At 33.9% G+C, this 15,840-nt stretch carries 13 protein-coding genes; 10 read left to right on the top strand and 3 right to left on the bottom strand.

Going from position 1 to position 15,840, the window contains the following annotated elements; translation table 11 throughout:
• The first annotated feature begins 159 nt into the window (after positions 1 to 159).
• The 3 genes from Q1W72_RS01220 to Q1W72_RS01210 all read left to right on the top strand — a co-directional run bounded on the left by Q1W72_RS01220 (position 160) and on the right by Q1W72_RS01210 (position 4,402).
• Positions 160 to 1,455 (top strand): tetratricopeptide repeat protein, encoded by a 1,296-nt coding sequence (locus Q1W72_RS01220; protein ID WP_099715283.1) that lies wholly within the window; start codon positions 160 to 162, stop codon positions 1,453 to 1,455.
• Positions 1,456 to 1,458: 3 nt separating this feature from the next.
• Complete coding sequence (locus tag Q1W72_RS01215) at positions 1,459 to 3,672, top strand: TonB-dependent receptor (protein ID WP_302136865.1); 2,214 nt, start codon at positions 1,459 to 1,461, stop codon at positions 3,670 to 3,672.
• A gap of 142 nt (positions 3,673 to 3,814) precedes the next feature.
• Positions 3,815 to 4,402: a glutathione peroxidase gene (locus tag Q1W72_RS01210; protein WP_302136863.1), complete on the top strand. Its 588-nt coding sequence runs from the start codon at positions 3,815 to 3,817 to the stop codon at positions 4,400 to 4,402.
• A 177-nt stretch (positions 4,403 to 4,579) separates the two neighbouring features.
• On the opposite strand, the gene Q1W72_RS01205 is transcribed toward Q1W72_RS01210, so the two are convergent.
• Positions 4,580 to 5,530 carry a tRNA-dihydrouridine synthase gene (locus tag Q1W72_RS01205; protein ID WP_302136862.1) on the bottom strand — a complete coding sequence of 317 codons (951 nt, stop codon included), beginning with the start codon at positions 5,528 to 5,530 and terminating at the stop codon, positions 4,580 to 4,582.
• A gap of 108 nt (positions 5,531 to 5,638) precedes the next feature.
• Positions 5,639 to 6,136, bottom strand: coding sequence for a GNAT family N-acetyltransferase (locus tag Q1W72_RS01200; protein WP_121342239.1), 498 nt, complete (start codon positions 6,134 to 6,136; stop codon positions 5,639 to 5,641).
• A 94-nt stretch (positions 6,137 to 6,230) separates the two neighbouring features.
• Between Q1W72_RS01200 and menD the strand changes: the two genes are divergently transcribed.
• The gene (gene menD, locus Q1W72_RS01195) at positions 6,231 to 7,904 is read left to right on the top strand and encodes a 2-succinyl-5-enolpyruvyl-6-hydroxy-3-cyclohexene-1-carboxylic-acid synthase (RefSeq protein WP_302136861.1); all 1,674 of its coding nucleotides are present in this window, start codon (positions 6,231 to 6,233) and stop codon (positions 7,902 to 7,904) included.
• 88 nt (positions 7,905 to 7,992) lie between these two features.
• Positions 7,993 to 8,334: a DUF2853 family protein gene (locus tag Q1W72_RS01190; protein ID WP_099715289.1), complete on the top strand. Its 342-nt coding sequence runs from the start codon at positions 7,993 to 7,995 to the stop codon at positions 8,332 to 8,334.
• A gap of 77 nt (positions 8,335 to 8,411) precedes the next feature.
• Here the strand turns inward: Q1W72_RS01190 and Q1W72_RS01185 are convergent, their stop codons facing one another.
• Positions 8,412 to 9,764: a M28 family metallopeptidase gene (locus Q1W72_RS01185; RefSeq protein WP_302136860.1), complete on the bottom strand. Its 1,353-nt coding sequence runs from the start codon at positions 9,762 to 9,764 to the stop codon at positions 8,412 to 8,414.
• A 341-nt stretch (positions 9,765 to 10,105) separates the two neighbouring features.
• Between Q1W72_RS01185 and Q1W72_RS01180 the strand changes: the two genes are divergently transcribed.
• The 5 genes from Q1W72_RS01180 to menA all read left to right on the top strand — a co-directional run bounded on the left by Q1W72_RS01180 (position 10,106) and on the right by menA (position 15,823).
• The gene (locus Q1W72_RS01180) at positions 10,106 to 10,960 is read left to right on the top strand and encodes a S1 RNA-binding domain-containing protein (RefSeq protein ID WP_302136859.1); all 855 of its coding nucleotides are present in this window, start codon (positions 10,106 to 10,108) and stop codon (positions 10,958 to 10,960) included.
• A gap of 878 nt (positions 10,961 to 11,838) precedes the next feature.
• Positions 11,839 to 12,669 (top strand): 1,4-dihydroxy-2-naphthoyl-CoA synthase, encoded by an 831-nt coding sequence (locus Q1W72_RS01175; RefSeq protein ID WP_282743342.1) that lies wholly within the window; start codon positions 11,839 to 11,841, stop codon positions 12,667 to 12,669.
• Positions 12,670 to 12,741: 72 nt separating this feature from the next.
• Entirely contained in the window at positions 12,742 to 13,263 is a 522-nt protein-coding gene (locus tag Q1W72_RS01170; RefSeq protein ID WP_099715292.1) for a PH domain-containing protein, read from the top strand.
• The gene (locus tag Q1W72_RS01165) at positions 13,263 to 14,777 is read left to right on the top strand and encodes a PH domain-containing protein (protein ID WP_302136855.1); all 1,515 of its coding nucleotides are present in this window, start codon (positions 13,263 to 13,265) and stop codon (positions 14,775 to 14,777) included. Before Q1W72_RS01170 ends, Q1W72_RS01165 begins: the two co-directional genes overlap by 1 nt.
• A gap of 83 nt (positions 14,778 to 14,860) precedes the next feature.
• Positions 14,861 to 15,823, top strand: a complete 963-nt coding sequence (gene menA / locus Q1W72_RS01160; protein WP_302136853.1) for a 1,4-dihydroxy-2-naphthoate octaprenyltransferase — start codon at positions 14,861 to 14,863, stop codon at positions 15,821 to 15,823.
• The last annotated feature ends 17 nt before the right edge of the window (positions 15,824 to 15,840 follow it).

Below are 15,840 nucleotides of genomic sequence, written 5' to 3'. Positions count from 1 at the left end.
AATTTTCGCTCTGTTTTTTTTATTACAACAAACAAACAAACAAACAAACAAACAAACAAACAAACAAACAAACAAACAAACAAACAAACAAACAAACAAACAAACAAACAAACAAACAAACAAACAAACAAACAAACAAACAAACAAAACAATTAGAGTATGAAAACTTTAAAAACAATATCATTTTTAGTTTTCACAATCCTATTTATATTCGGTTGCGAGACTAAATCAGAACAAATTACAAAGGCTGAAGACTATAATAAATATTTGACTTTAAAGGAAAATAAATCACTGACTTTTGCATACAAAGAAATTGATTTTTGGCAGAAAAAATTTGATGCAGCTCCAAACCAAATCAGTTATTTAAGTCAATTAGCATCAAATTACAACATGCTTTTCGAATATACAGGAAACATTAAAAACCTATATAAAACGGAAGAGTTATTGACAAAATCAAACGAAGCGTATGATTATTCCAGAGTATCAACGATTCGATCATTAGCAAGAAATTACATTTCACAACACCGTTTCAAAGAAGCGTTGGAGTTAGCTAATAAAGCATTAGCAATAGGCGAAGGAAAAAAAGAAACCCAAAAATTATTGTTCGACGTTCAAATGGAATTAGGAAATTATCCGGAAGCGGTTAAAAATCTGAATGCCATTAGAGACATGAATAGTTTTGATTATTTGATTCGCTTGGCAAAATGGAACGATCACAAAGGAGATTTGGATACAGCCATAACTTTCATGGAAAAAGCGAGAGATATTGCTGAAAAAGACGATAACAAAGGACTTAAAATTTGGTCTTACTCAAACCTTGGAGATTTTTACGGTCATGCGGGAAGAATTCAGGAATCGTATGACAGTTTCCTAAAAACATTAGCTTTAGATCCTAATTATTCCTATGCTTTAAAAGGAATTGCTTGGATAGTTTTCTCTAAAGAAAGAAATATAAATGAGGCAAATAGAATTATTGATGCTATAGCTGTTACTCATAATACTCCAGATTTTTATTTGTTGAAATCTCAAATTGCCCAATTTAAAGGAGATAAAACCAATGAAGTAAGAAATAGAAACGCTTATTTTTCTATGATGGAGAAAAATAATTATGGCGCGATGTACAATAAATACAATGCTTTGATTTATGCCGATGACAAAAAAACAGCTTCAAAAGCATTAGAAATTGCCAAAATAGAAGTAGAACACAGACCCACTGCTGATTCCTATGATTTATTGGCTTGGGCCTATCTAAATGTAGGTGAAAATAAAAAAGCATTAGAAATTGCTCAGAATCATGTGGTTGGAAAATCCTTTGAACCAAAGGTACAATACCACTTGGCAATGATATACAAATCAAATAATTTAGCGCTCAAAGCGAAACCTATTAAGGAAGAATTACTGTCCAGTTTGTATGAATTGGGACCTAATTTTGACAAAAAGGTAAATCAATTATAGCGTATGAAAAATATTATTTTAGTGATGATTACCCTTTTTGGGTTGTCTTCCTATGGCCAAATCCAAAAAGGAAAAGTGTTGGATAGTGATGGGAATCCTGTTGAAAATGCCTATTTAGTGAATACAAATTCTGAAAGCCATGCTCATACTAATGAATTTGGATTGTTCAGTTTAGATAAAACGGTTTTAGGAGATGTTATCAAAATAACCGCTTTAGGATATAAAAAGTCAAATTTCACTATTGTTTCTTCGGATGATATAATCATTCTGGAAGATGATATATTTAGATTAAATGAAATAGTTATCCAACCGAAACTATCGGCAATGAATGTCATTTCTAAAATAGATTTGCAAACGACTCCGGTAAACTCTTCGCAGGAAATTTTGCGAAAAGTACCGGGATTATTCATCGGGCAACATGCCGGTGGAGGAAAAGCAGAACAAATATTTTTGAGAGGTTTTGATATTGATCACGGAACGGATATTGCCATTTCAGTTGATGGAATGCCAGTAAATATGATTTCTCACGCACATGGTCAGGGCTATGCTGATTTGCATTTTGTAATTCCGGAAACGGTAGAAAAAATAGATTTTGGAAAAGGAACGTATTATGCTAACAAAGGGGATTTTGCTACAGCAGGATACGTTGCTTTCCAAACTAAAGATAAAATAGAAAAAAGCAGTATAGGTCTTGAAATAGGACAATTCAACACCATGAGAACAGTAGGATTGTTCAATCTTTTGGGAAACCAAAAAACACAAAGTGCCTACATTGCTACAGAATATATTCTAACAGATGGTCCTTTTGATTCCCCCCAAAATTTTAATAGGGTCAATCTGTTGGGTAAATATTCAGCTATTTTAAGTGATAATAGCAAGTTTTCAATCTTGGCTTCACGCTTTTCAAGCAAATGGGATGCTTCGGGACAAATTCCGCAACGTTTGATTGATAATGGAACGATTTCAAGATTTGGTTCCGTAGATGATACCGAAGGAGGGAATACTTCCAGAACTAATTTCAGTGCGAGTTTGAGTAAACCAATTGATGAAAATACGTTCTTGAAAGCGAATGCTTTTTATTCGAATTATCAATTTGAATTGTATTCTAATTTTACGTTCTTTTTGGAAGATCCAATAAACGGAGACCAAATTAAACAAAAAGAAAACCGTGATATATACGGGATGAATGCGGAGTTGAATAAGAAAATCAAATTAAATGAGGTGGATGTTTTGTTACAGTTTGGTGGAGGATTTCGTGCTGATGCGACAACAGATACGGAGCTTTCACATACTTTGAACAGAAGAACAGTTCTTGAAAATATAAAATTGGGAGATATTGATGAGTCTAATTTGTTTACCTATTTGAATTCAGAATTCAATTTTGGGAAACTGATGATTAATCCTGCAATTCGATTGGATTATTTCAAGTTCAATTATCAAGATAAATTGATGCAGAATTACAAAACACAATCAGAATCTAAAGTTAAGTTTTCACCAAAACTGAATTTCATTTATTCACAAAATAACAATTTGCAGTTTTTTGTAAAATCAGGAATGGGTTTCCATTCGAATGATGCCCGTGTTGTAGTTGAAAACAGTGGAAAACAAATTTTGCCAACTGCAATAGGAACAGATGTTGGTACCATTTGGAAACCATTTCCAAAATTAATCGTCAATTCAGCTTTGTGGTATTTATTTTTGGAACAGGAGTTTGTTTACGTGGGTGATGCCGGAATCATTGAGCCAAGCGGAAAATCAAAACGTATGGGAGCAGAGCTTGGTTTACGGTACCAACTGAATGACTGGTTATATTTTGATGCTGATGCAAATTATACCTACGCCAGAAGTATTGATGAACCAAAAGGTCAGGATTACATTCCGCTTGCGCCAGATTTCACCACTACTGGAGGATTAAGTTTTCAAAAAGTGAATGGTTTTTCAGGAGGAATTAGGTATCGTTACTTAAAAAATTGTCCGGCAAATGAAGATAATTCTATTGTAGCCAAAGGTTATTTTATTTCAGATTTAAATGTTAATTATCAATGTAAGAATATCAATTTCGGAATTGCAGTAGAGAATATTTTTGATACAGAATGGAATGAAACCCAGTTTGCAACAGAATCCAGGTTGCAAAATGAACCAGAGAGTGTAGAAGAGATTCATTTTACTCCCGGAACACCTTTTTTTATGAAAGGCAAAATTACCTATACCTTTTAATACGCATTGAAGATTTGTTGTTTATTTGTTTGGAAGTCTGGCATTTTCATAATGTCAGGCTTCTTTTGTTTTTAACGTGTGTTTAACGAAAATAAATTTTAATGAGACAAATAATTGTCTATTTTTATAAAAAATTTTAAATATGAAAAATCTAGTATTTATTGCCACATTTGCTTTAATCTTATTTAGCTGTCAAAATCAGGCACAACCTAAAAAATCTGAAACCAATATGAGTACGCCATCAATAGCTAAAGAAACGATTTATCAGTTCAAAGTAGAAGATTTATCAGGAAAGAGTTTTGATTTTGCTTCTTTGAAAGGTAAAAAAATAATGATTGTGAATACCGCTTCAAAATGTGGATTGACGCCACAGTACAAAGATCTTGAAGCTGTTTATAAAGAATACAAAGACAAAGGATTAGTAATTGTAGGTTTTCCTGCGAATAATTTTGCTTCTCAAGAACCGGGAACAAATGAAGAAATTGCTACTTTCTGCCAACTGAATTACGGAGTGACTTTTCCTATGATGGACAAAGTTTCTGTAAAAGGTGATGATATGGCTGCTATCTATCAGTTTTTGACTCAAAAATCAAAAAACGGATTGAAAGATTCAACTGTGGAATGGAATTTTCAAAAATACCTAATCAACGAAAAAGGAGAATTAGAAAAAGTGATTTCCCCAAAAACTTTGGTAACAGATCCTGAAGTATTGAATTGGATCAAAGCGTAATTTACTGATTTAAAAAAGTAAAATATTTTAAAAGAGATTTTCAGTCAAATGAAAATCTCTTTTTTTTATGGTTTGAGTAAGTGTCGAATATTTTCTAAAATTTGAACCATTAAGAAATTAAGTTACATTAAGAATCAGAGCTTAATTTTTCTTAATTTCTTAATGGTTTATTTTTAATTAAAACTTTTCATTTTTAAAAATTTCAGCTACAGCAGCTTCGTAATTTCGGATGCTTTGCGCTTTTTTTATTTTTTTCAAAATCTTATGCGGATTTGAAAACGTAGCCGAAAAATATTCCCATAAATGATACATTTTCAGTAAAATATGTGTTGAACCAGAAAGAGATTCACTATAAATAGCATACAAAGTATCGTGAAACGCACTGAATAGTTCCATTTTATTGGCAGGATATTCTGAAGTATTGTTTTTTATCATACTTGGTAAAAATGGATCCGAAATTAATCCTCGGCCAATCATCCAATGGTCAATAGTAGGAAAGCGTTGTTGCATTTCATGAAATTTAGCCACCGAAGTAATATCACCATTGTAATACAGTTTATGCTTGGTGTTATCAACACATAGCTGAAACGCATCCAGATTTACGCCACCTTTATACAGTTGTTTTCCAATGCGCGCATGAATCGCAATATTTTTAATAGGATACGTATCTAAAATAGGTAAAACGTCAAGAATTTCTTCACTGTTTTCATAACCCAAACGCATTTTCATAGACACTAGAATGTCAGATTCAGAGTGTGCTCTGTGAAGAATGTTATTTATTTTTTCTGGATTACTGATTAGACCGGAGCCCATTCCAGACTTCGTAACCATAGGATAAGGACAGCCTAAATTCCAGTTTAATTCTTTATAACCCAATTCTCGAACATACTTGGCCACAAATAAAAATTCATCGGCATCGTTTGTTATCACTTGCGGAATTACCTCTAAATCAAGATTATTCTCTGGAAGCAAGTCGCGTTCGTAGGATGGTTTAATAACCATTTTCCCGTTTAAGCGAATGTAAGGCGAGTAAAACGTATCAATTCCTCCAAAAATTTTGTTTTGGGCATTTCTAAAACGAAAGTCGGTAAATCCCTGTAAAGGCGATGAAAGTAAGGTATAGTCCATGAAATTTTTAGTTGTGCAAATATACTATAAAGTCTCAAGTCTTGAAGTCATAAAGTTATAAAGCCAAACATATTGAAAAAAACGAACCAAATTCTAGTTCAACTTCAATTATTCTAATATCAATTGCATAAAAACGGAACTCAACCAACGATCAAATTTATAACCGGATTCTTTAATAACGCCCACGGTTTCAAAACCATATTTTTTATGAAAAGCGATGCTTCCTTTATTTTCGGAGTCAATAACGCCAATCATAGTGTGGTATTTTTGTTTTTTTGCCAATTGAATCAGTTCAGCCAATAATAATTTCCCAACACCTTTTCCTAAAAATTCTTCCGCTACATAAACCGAATGTTCCACTGTAAAACGGTAGCCTATTTTATGACGAAAAGAGCCATAAGTAGCATATCCAATGGTTCCATTTTCAGTTTCGGCTACAATTACAGGTAAATCTTGAGCCAATTTATCCTCAAACCACAATTTATGGGTTTCAAAATCTCGTGGCTCATAATCATAAATCGAAGTACTGTGAAGTATTTGGTGATTGATGATTTCCAATATTGTATCTAAATCGGTAAAAACAGCCGGTCTTATTTTGATTTCCATATAGAATTTATTTTCCTTCAAATTTAAGAAAACTATTTAAGATTAGAGAAAAACCTTTACATCTTTGTATCTTTGTTACTTTGAAACTAAAACAATGATTTACCCCAAAATACCTTTAGCACAAAGCATTATTGAAATTTGTTTGTCCAAAGGAATCACTACCATAATTATTTCTCCGGGTTCTAGAAATGCACCGTTAACAATAGGTTTTGTGAGTAATCCAGCCTTTCAATGTTACAGTATTGCTGATGAGCGTGCGGCTGCTTTTTTTGCATTGGGAATAGCACAACAAACGAAACAACCAGTGGTTTTGGTGTGTACTTCCGGTTCTGCGTTATTGAATTATTATCCGGCTTTTGCGGAAGCATTTTACAGCCAGATTCCTTTAATAGTGATTTCGGCAGACAGACCGCAAAGCAAAATTGATATTGGCGACGGACAAACGATTCGGCAGGAAAATGTATTCGAAAACCATTCTTTGTACAATGCTAATTTGCAAGAAGACGTTTCAGCTACAAATGATTTAAAAATCAACGAAGCCATCAATACGGCAATCACGCAAAAAGGTCCCGTTCACATCAATGCGCCTTTTGAAGAGCCTTTGTATGAAACCGTTTCAGAACTTTCAGTTGAAGTGAATACTATCGCTTCCGCAAATGTAACTCAGACAATTTCTATCGAAGACGTTTCGGAATTTGCAACAATTTGGAACAATTCCACCAAAAAAATGATTTTAGTTGGTGTAAATGAACCGAATACTATAGACGAAAAAATAATAGATGCTTTTGCGAAAGATGAGTCGGTTGTAGTTTTGACTGAAACGACTTCTAATTTGCATCACGATACTTTTATAAGCAACATTGACACTATAATTACGCCTTTTACGCATGATGATTTTGAAAATTTTCGTCCGGAAATTTTAGTGACTTTTGGCGGAATGATTGTTTCGAAACGAATCAAAGCTTTTTTGAGAAAATACAAACCAAAACACCATTGGCATATTGATTCTTGGAGATCATATGACACTTTTGGTGCTTTGACCAACCATTTTGAAGTAAATCCAAATGTGTTTTTTGATGTATTTCTACCACTTACAAACGCAAAAGAAAGTAATTATTTTAAGCAATTAGACGCTGTGAAAGCGTTGCGAAAGCTAAAAAGTGATATTTATTTAGAAAAAATTCCTTTTTCGGATTTTAAAGTTTTCGAAAAAGTGATTCAGTGTTTGCCAATGAACAGTCAGTTACAAATCAGCAATAGTTCAGCAATTCGTTATGCGCAATTAATAGACGTTCATCCTTCAATTGAAGTGTATTGCAATCGCGGTACCAGCGGAATTGACGGAAGTACTTCTACGGCTATTGGTGCGGCTGTCTCGTCATATGGACAGGATGAAAAACAAACCGTTTTCATAACGGGAGATGTTGGGTTTTTGTACGATAGCAATGCGTTATGGAACAATTATATCCCGAAAAACTTCAAGATTATTCTAATCAATAATGGAGGCGGAGGAATATTCAGGATTTTACCAGGACATGAAGAAAGTCCTGTTTTTAATACATTCTTTGAAACTTCCCATTGTTTAACTGCGGAACATTTGGCAAAAATGTATGGTTTTGAATATAATATTGCCAGCGATGAAGTAAGTTTAGCAACAAGTTTGACTGCTTTATATGCTGAAAATGAAAAGCCAAGTATTTTGGAAATTTTCACCCCCACTTTGGAAAATGACAGCATTTTACTGCAATATTTTAAAGAATTGGTCTAATTATTTTCAGGTGTCCGTTAAAAGGCACGATTAAATGTTTAAATTTGAGAATATAAAAATCTATTAATCAAATATTAAACTTTTATTTATGAGTGCAAGAGACGAATTAATTGTAAAGTATGCTGCCGATTTGAAAGACAAATGTGGTGTAAATCCAGATATGGATTTGTTGACAAAAGTAACTATTGGTTGTGGTCCGTCAATTTATAATGATGATTCTGCAACGGTTGCCGGAAGCCAGCAAGCGGAATTAGATACGGTGAAAAACAATTTTCTAATCAAGAAATTAGGACTTGCAGATGGACCGGATTTAGATGCAGCACTGGATGCAGTTATGGAAAAATACGGGCGTTCAAACAAAAATAAATACAGAGTGGTCGTTTATTATTTACTGACAGTTCACTTCAAAAAAGAGAGTGTTTACAATTAATATTTAATTTGTAAATAGTATCCATAAAAAAAGCGTTTGCCTCGGCAAACGCTTTTTTGTTTAGTATTGAACGCTTTTTAACGAATTGGTATTGGGAAAACCGGTAAACTGGAATGTCCTAATGCATCAACTGTTTGCACAGCAAAGAAGAAATTATCTTTAGAATATGGGATTTCGGCTTTTGTGTCTTTTACAAAAATTGCTTTTTCCCAATGTTGTGATGATGTTTCTCTGATAAGAATGTTATATCCATAAACTGATTTTCCCTCAGGAGCAGTCCATGCTAAAGTAGAAAAATTAGTCAAATCCTTTACCTCAATTCCTACGTTTATTGGTGCTTTTGGGGACCAAGCTAAATTACTGAATGTAGCCAAGTTAGAACAAGTTACTTTCTTCATATATTCAAAGTCCATAAATTCAGCCAAATCACCGTACTGAATGTTATTTTCTTTTCGAACATTTTGATGTTGGTGATCGTAGTTTTCGTTCATTTCACAAAAACGAATGGCTGTAAATCCATTTTGACTGAAAGGAGTGTGATCACCACCACGTAAGAAACGGTCGTTGCGATACACTAAATTAATGTCCAGTTGCTCTACATATTGATTGGTAACCGTTTTGATGTAACGGGCTAATTGTCTGGATGGACTGTCGTTATCACGATTGGTCGATTTACGCATTTTTGATTCGGCTTCCGTTTCTAAGAATGGAATTGTTTCACTGAAAACACGAACTTTAGTATTATCACGCAATAAAGTACCGCTAGACAAACTGTTTCCAATCATGTCATTATTAATCATCGCAATAACATTCCATTTTCCATCTTTGGCAACATCGGCTAAATGTTTGGCTCCGTACAATCCTTGTTCTTCACCAACTACAGCGACAAAAATCAGTGTAAAAGGAAATTCTCTTTGGCTCATGATTCGAGCAAGTTCCATCATAGCAGCAACTCCGGAAGCATCATCATTTGCACCAGGCGCATCTGATTTGGCATCCATTACATCTGAAGCACGGGAATCTAAATGGCCGCTTATAATCAATACACGATCATCTGTAGGATCAGTTCCTTTTAAAGTTGCCATAACATTACCTAATTGGCTGTCGGTTGCAATACGTCTTCCATCGGCTTTGATGGTGAAAAAATCAATAACTGAAGTTAGTCTTCCGCCAGATGCTAAAGCATATTTATCAAACTCTGATTTTACCCAGCGTTGCGCCGCTCCAATACCGCGCGTGTTGCTTTTGGTATCGCTTAATGTATGTCGGGTTCCAAAAGATACGAGTTTACGAACTGTAGCTTCCATGTTTTCCGATTTTACTTCGGCAACCATTTTTTTTATTTCGGGATCATCGACTGTGGTTTGTGCGTAATTGGTATGAGAAATAAATACAAGTAGGAACAAACAGAGAATTGAGGTTGGTTTCATTAATTGGTTTTTTTTAGTTTCCTCAAAGTTAGTAAAAAAGAAAAAGAAAGTATAAGCGAAACCCGATTTTAGGATTTGTTCATGCTTACTGCATTTAAAATTTTGAAGAATTAATTCTTCTGAAAAACAAAAAGTCCTAATCTAGCCCCGATGGAAGCAAGTATCCCACGCTTTTGGGCGTGGATACTGTGGACAGCGGGACAACTCGTGATGAAAGAACGGAAAGTTATGCTCCTAATAAAGAAAATAACCATCGGATTTTGGGGTTATTTTTTTGTAGACAGTTTCTTAATTTACTATTTTCAAACTTCGTACCTTTGCGCTTTAGAAATTGAAAGAAAATGATTGAAATAGGAAAATACAATACGCTTACCATTTTACGCGATACCAAAGTGGGTTTGTTTCTGGGAAATCCAGAACTAGATCCTGAAGGAATACATGATATTCTGTTACCTAACAAATACGTGCCAAACGAATTTGAAATAGGTGAGGAGTTGATTGTTTTTGTGTATCTAGACCACGAAGAAAGACCCGTTGCCACGACATTAGAACCTTATATTTTATTGAATGAATTTGCACTTTTACGTGTAAATTATACCAATCAGGTTGGTGCTTTTATGGATTGGGGAATGGAAAAAGATATTTTGGTTCCATTTAAAGAGCAGGCGCGTCCTATGGAAAAAGGGAAACGCTACTTGGTGTACCTTTATATGGACGAGAAAACCAATCGTTTGGTGGCTTCCAGTAAACTGAATCAGTTTTTAAAAAATGATCACCTAACGGTTGAAAAAGGGGAAGAAGTAGATTTAATTGTTTCTCATATTACTGAATTAGGAATTAACGTTATCATCAACGAAAAGTACAAAGGTTTGATGTACAAAGATGAAGTCTATGATGATGCGATTCGCACGGGAGACCGCATGCGAGGATATATCAAGACAATTCGTCCGGATAATAAGATTGATGTGGCATTGCAAGTTCAAGGATATCAAAGTATCGAACCGAATGCAGAGAAAATTCTAGATGAATTAAGAGCGAGCAGAGGTTTCTTGCGTTTGACTGATAATTCACATCCGGAGGACATTAAAACGGTTTTGAAAATGAGTAAGAAAACCTTCAAGAAAGCGATAGGAGCTTTATACCGAGAGAAATTAATCGAAATCAAGGAAGACGGGATTTACTTGGTTAAGGAATAAAAAATACTAACAATATTGATGTTTATTCTTTTGTAACCATTAAGAGATTAAGGAAATTTAGTTAAGAGGAGATTCTTAATGTAGCTTAATTTCTAAATGGTTTAGAAAAAAAATATAGTTGAACAATCTTTATTTATTTAAAAAAAAGAAAGACTAATCATAACGGTTAGTCTTTCTCTTTTTAATCCTGTTTTAGAATATTAAATTCTAGCAGCATTAAAATAAATTTAATTTTACTTTTAAAGTATATTTATCCACCTATAATGAACAATAGTATGCTCTATACTATTTTAAAAATATTAACTTAAGCGTAAATTACTTTAAAGAATAGTTTGTCTTTAAATGTACAATCACTTGCTTACGAGTTAAGAAATAATTTCACGATAAGGCCGCTGGTTTTCTATATATTGGAAGATAATTTTCTAAAACAATTTTTTATTAATGTCTCACTTTTTGCAAGGACAAGAAAAATAAATCTTTATTTAACCGTAGGTGTTACTTTTTATTTTTTACTGCTGGGGCAAATGGTTGTAACATTAGCTCGTTTATCGGGGCTTTGAATATATTTTTATAAGTTATTACCGTAGAAAAAGGAGCGACAACATTTTTAATTGCATTCAATACATTCTTTTTTTAGGTTAATAAATCAGTGAAGAATCAATAATTAATCAAGATAAACAATTTGTATTCATCTGATTAGCTTGATTTAAAATTAAAAATAATTTGAATTGCCTACTGTTAAAATGCTTTTTTTTAATTCTTTTTTAACGTTTTAAAGCCTTTAATCAGAGAAGGATTACCATAAGCTTATCTAAATAGAATAGATAAAATGTAAAAAATGATTTATTTTTACACTAAAATAATTTAAATCAATTGTAATGGATTGGATCACTGCCAAAGAATACGAAGATATCACTTATAAGAAATGCAATGGCGTTGCCAGAATTGCATTCAACAGACCGGATGTACGCAATGCGTTCCGTCCGAAAACGACTGCCGAATTGTTTAATGCATTCTATGATGCACAGGAAGATACGTCCATTGGTGTCGTTTTACTTTCTGCTGAAGGGCCTTCTTCTAAAGATGGCGTGTATTCTTTTTGCAGCGGTGGCGATCAAAACGCACGCGGGCATCAAGGATATGTGGGTGATGACGGACAGCATCGTTTGAATATCTTAGAAGTACAACGTTTAATCCGATTCATGCCAAAAGTAGTTATCGCTGTAGTTCCAGGTTGGGCTGTAGGTGGAGGACACAGTTTGCATGTGGTTTGCGATTTAACTTTGGCGAGTAAAGAACACGCTATTTTCAAGCAAACGGATGCTGATGTAACGAGTTTTGATGGTGGTTATGGTTCTGCTTATTTAGCTAAAATGGTGGGACAGAAAAAAGCACGCGAGATTTTCTTCTTGGGACGTAATTATTCGGCTCAGGATGCTATGGATATGGGAATGGTGAATGCTGTGATTCCGCATGCTGAATTAGAAGATACGGCATACGAATGGGCGCAGGAAATTTTGCAAAAATCACCAATGGCGATTAAAATGCTAAAGTTTGCCATGAATCTTACCGATGATGGAATGGTGGGACAACAGGTTTTTGCAGGTGAAGCTACAAGACTTGCGTATATGACCGAAGAAGCTAAAGAAGGAAGAAACGCATTCTTGGAAAAAAGAAAACCGAATTTTGAGAAAAAATGGTTGCCGTAAAAAGTTTAATGTTTTAGGTTTCAAGTGTAGAACTTGAAACGTTAAACTTTAAACCTGAAACAAAATAAAAAAATGGAAAATTTCACAAACGAAACGATTGATACGCGCCAACTTCCAAAATTTGAGGAAGTCACTTTTACGAATTTACATCCTAAATACATTAGAGTGGTTTTGATTAGTCTGGTGAGAATTATAGCACTACTAATTCTAGTTCCAATATTATTTTCCATGCTTAAACCGGAATTATTTTCAGGAAGAGTCTGGTTGATTTTAGGAATAGTAATTCCTGTATTTTCGATTTTGTTAGTCGTGTTTTCGATTATTGGATTCAAGAAAAAAGGATTTGCATTCCGGGAACACGATGTTCTTTTCAGACACGGGATTATCGCTACAAAAACTATTGTAATTCCTTATAATAGAGTGCAACATGTGGCTTTGCATGAAGGATTAATTTCACGTTATTTTGGTCTTGCCAAAATTGAAATTTTTACCGCCGGAGGAAGTTCAAGTGACATTGAAATTCCGGGAATCGAAAAAGAACAAGCCGAAAATATCAAACAATTGTTGATGGGTAAAATACAAAAGCAATTGTAATGGGAGCCGATTTTAGTCAGCCGCAAAGGCAATCTTCAATAGGGATTTTGGTGATGTTTTTTTACACGCTTCAGCAATACGTCAGAGCGTTGTGGCCTATGATTGTGATTTGGATTTTCAAGTTTGACGAGGTTAATAAATTGTATTTTTTCCTTGGGATGGCAACTGTCTTTGTGAGTATTGGAGTTGTTTCTTATTTGAAATATCTGAATTTTACTTTCTTTTTGGATGCCGAAAATGAAGAATTTATCATTACAGATGGCGTTTTCAATAAAACCAAAACAGCGATTCAGCTGCGCAAAATTCAGCAGGTAAATATCAATCAGTCTTTTATTCAAAAGTTAATTGGTGTTTATGAATTGGATGTAGATACTGCCGGAAGCAATAAAAAAGAAGGCGCTATCAAAGCGATTTCGCATGAATTGGCTTTGGAGTTGAAATTCCGTTTGTTGGAAAATGAAGAAATGCAGCATGCAATTGGAACTGAAGAAATTTCATTGGAGGAAACCGAGCAAAAACTATTTGAAGCGACACATCCTTTTATTAAAATAAGTTTTTTGAGTTTGTTGAAAGTTGGAATAACGTCTAACTATGAGAGAAGTATCGCCTTGTTGCTTATTTTCTTTAGTACGATTTATGAAAATTTGCAAAACTTTGGAGACGAGAATAACGTTTACAAAGAGAAAGTAGGATCATATATAGATAAAAATTTAGTCTTTCAGACGATTTTAATATCGATAGTGTTTTTGTTTGGAATTGTTTTGGTTGTAAATGTAATCCGAATCGTTTTTAAATATTATGATTATAAAATAACCCGACAAAAAGGCTCTTTGTTGTTGTCTTTTGGGTTGTTAAACACAAAAAGCACTATTATCAAACCTGAAAAAGTTCAGATTACGACCGTTAAAAGGAATTATTTCCAAAAGAAAATGGGAATTTTAGAACTGAAAATCAAACAAGCGACAAGCGGAGAAAAAGAAGAACGCAAGTCGGTAATAGAAATTCCGGGATGTAGTGAAACCGAGAGAGATTCGATATTGAAATTGTTGTTTCATAAAATTCCTGAAAAAGGATTAATGCTTCAGCCTAATTTTCGTAAACTTGTTTTTTCTGTTTTCCTTTCAATAGGACTACCTTTGTTCGGATTTTTGGCGATTGGGTATTGGATTGAACCCCTGTTTTTTGAATACAGTTATGTAGTGCCGGTTTATGTGATTTTTATTGGATTAATCCAATATTTTAAATTTAAAAATAACCGATTGTTCATCAACGAGAATTTTATAATAAAGCAAAGTGGTGCTTGGGATGTAAGCAACGATATTATTGAGCCCAGTAAAATACAGGCGATTACAACTTCCCAGCTTTTTTGGCATAAAAAGTTGAATATAGGTTCTGTAACATTGCATACAGCAGGAGGAGATATCGCTTTTCAGTTAGGGGATTATTCAGTCATAAAACAACAAGTCAACCTTTGGTTGTATCAAATAGAAACTTCCGATAGTAATTGGATGTAAAAAAAATGGTTTAAAGTTTGAGGTTTAAAGTTTTATATACTTTGAATCCTAAGTTTTAAACTTCAACTTTTAAATAAAAAAACATGAAACATTGGATTGAAGCCGCACGATTACGTACATTACCCTTATCGGTTTCTGGAATAATAGTTGGTAGTATGTATGCTTTGGCACACCCAACAGATGATATATTAACGCCAACAGAAGTCTTTAACTGGCGATTGTTTGGCTTTGCTATTTTAACAACTTTAGGATTGCAAATACTGTCTAATTTTGCCAATGATTACGGTGACGGCATGAAAGGAACGGATAACGAGGATCGGGTAGGTCCAAAACGTGCAATACAAAGTGGTGTGATTACTCCACAGGCCATGAAACGCGCGATTATAATTACTTCGGCATTGACATTGCTTTCAGCGATGTTGTTGATTTATTATGCGTTTAGAGATACAAATTTATGGTTTTCCTTGTTCTATTTAGTATTGGGAATTCTTTCAATTATTTCTGCAATTCGATACACGGTTGGGAATACAGCGTATGGTTACCGTGGATTTGGTGATGTATTTGTCTTTGTATTTTTCGGATTGGTAAGTACTTTAGGGGTGAATTTTTTATACTCCAAACAATTGGATTTCGAGTTGGTTTTACCTGCAATTGCTATTGGATTATTGAGCGTGGGTGTTTTGAATCTGAATAATATGCGTGACGAAGCCTCAGATAGGAAGTCTAATAAAAATACGATTGTCGTAAAAATTGGCGGAGCCAAAGCAAAAATATATCATTATTTTTTGATTGTAACTGCGATGGTTATGGTGTTGATTTTTGCAATTGTAGACGACTTTCATTTTGATCAATACTTATTTTTATTGGCGTATATTCCTTTAACTAAACATTTAATTACCGTCTATAAAAATCAAAACCCTAAGGAATTAGATCCTGAATTAAAAAAACTGGCATTGAGTACTTTTGCACTTTCGGTTTTATTGTCGTTAGGTATGATTTACTTTTTTTCGGATATCATTGTGAATACATTTTTAGGTGGGAGATAAAATAATAATCGAATACG

The organism is Flavobacterium sp. ZE23DGlu08, from assembly GCF_030505335.1.
In the GTDB taxonomy this organism is placed as follows: domain Bacteria; phylum Bacteroidota; class Bacteroidia; order Flavobacteriales; family Flavobacteriaceae; genus Flavobacterium; species Flavobacterium algoritolerans.
The sequence above is the reverse complement of the archived record's forward strand: the minus strand, read 5'-3'. Positions and strand labels throughout refer to the sequence as shown.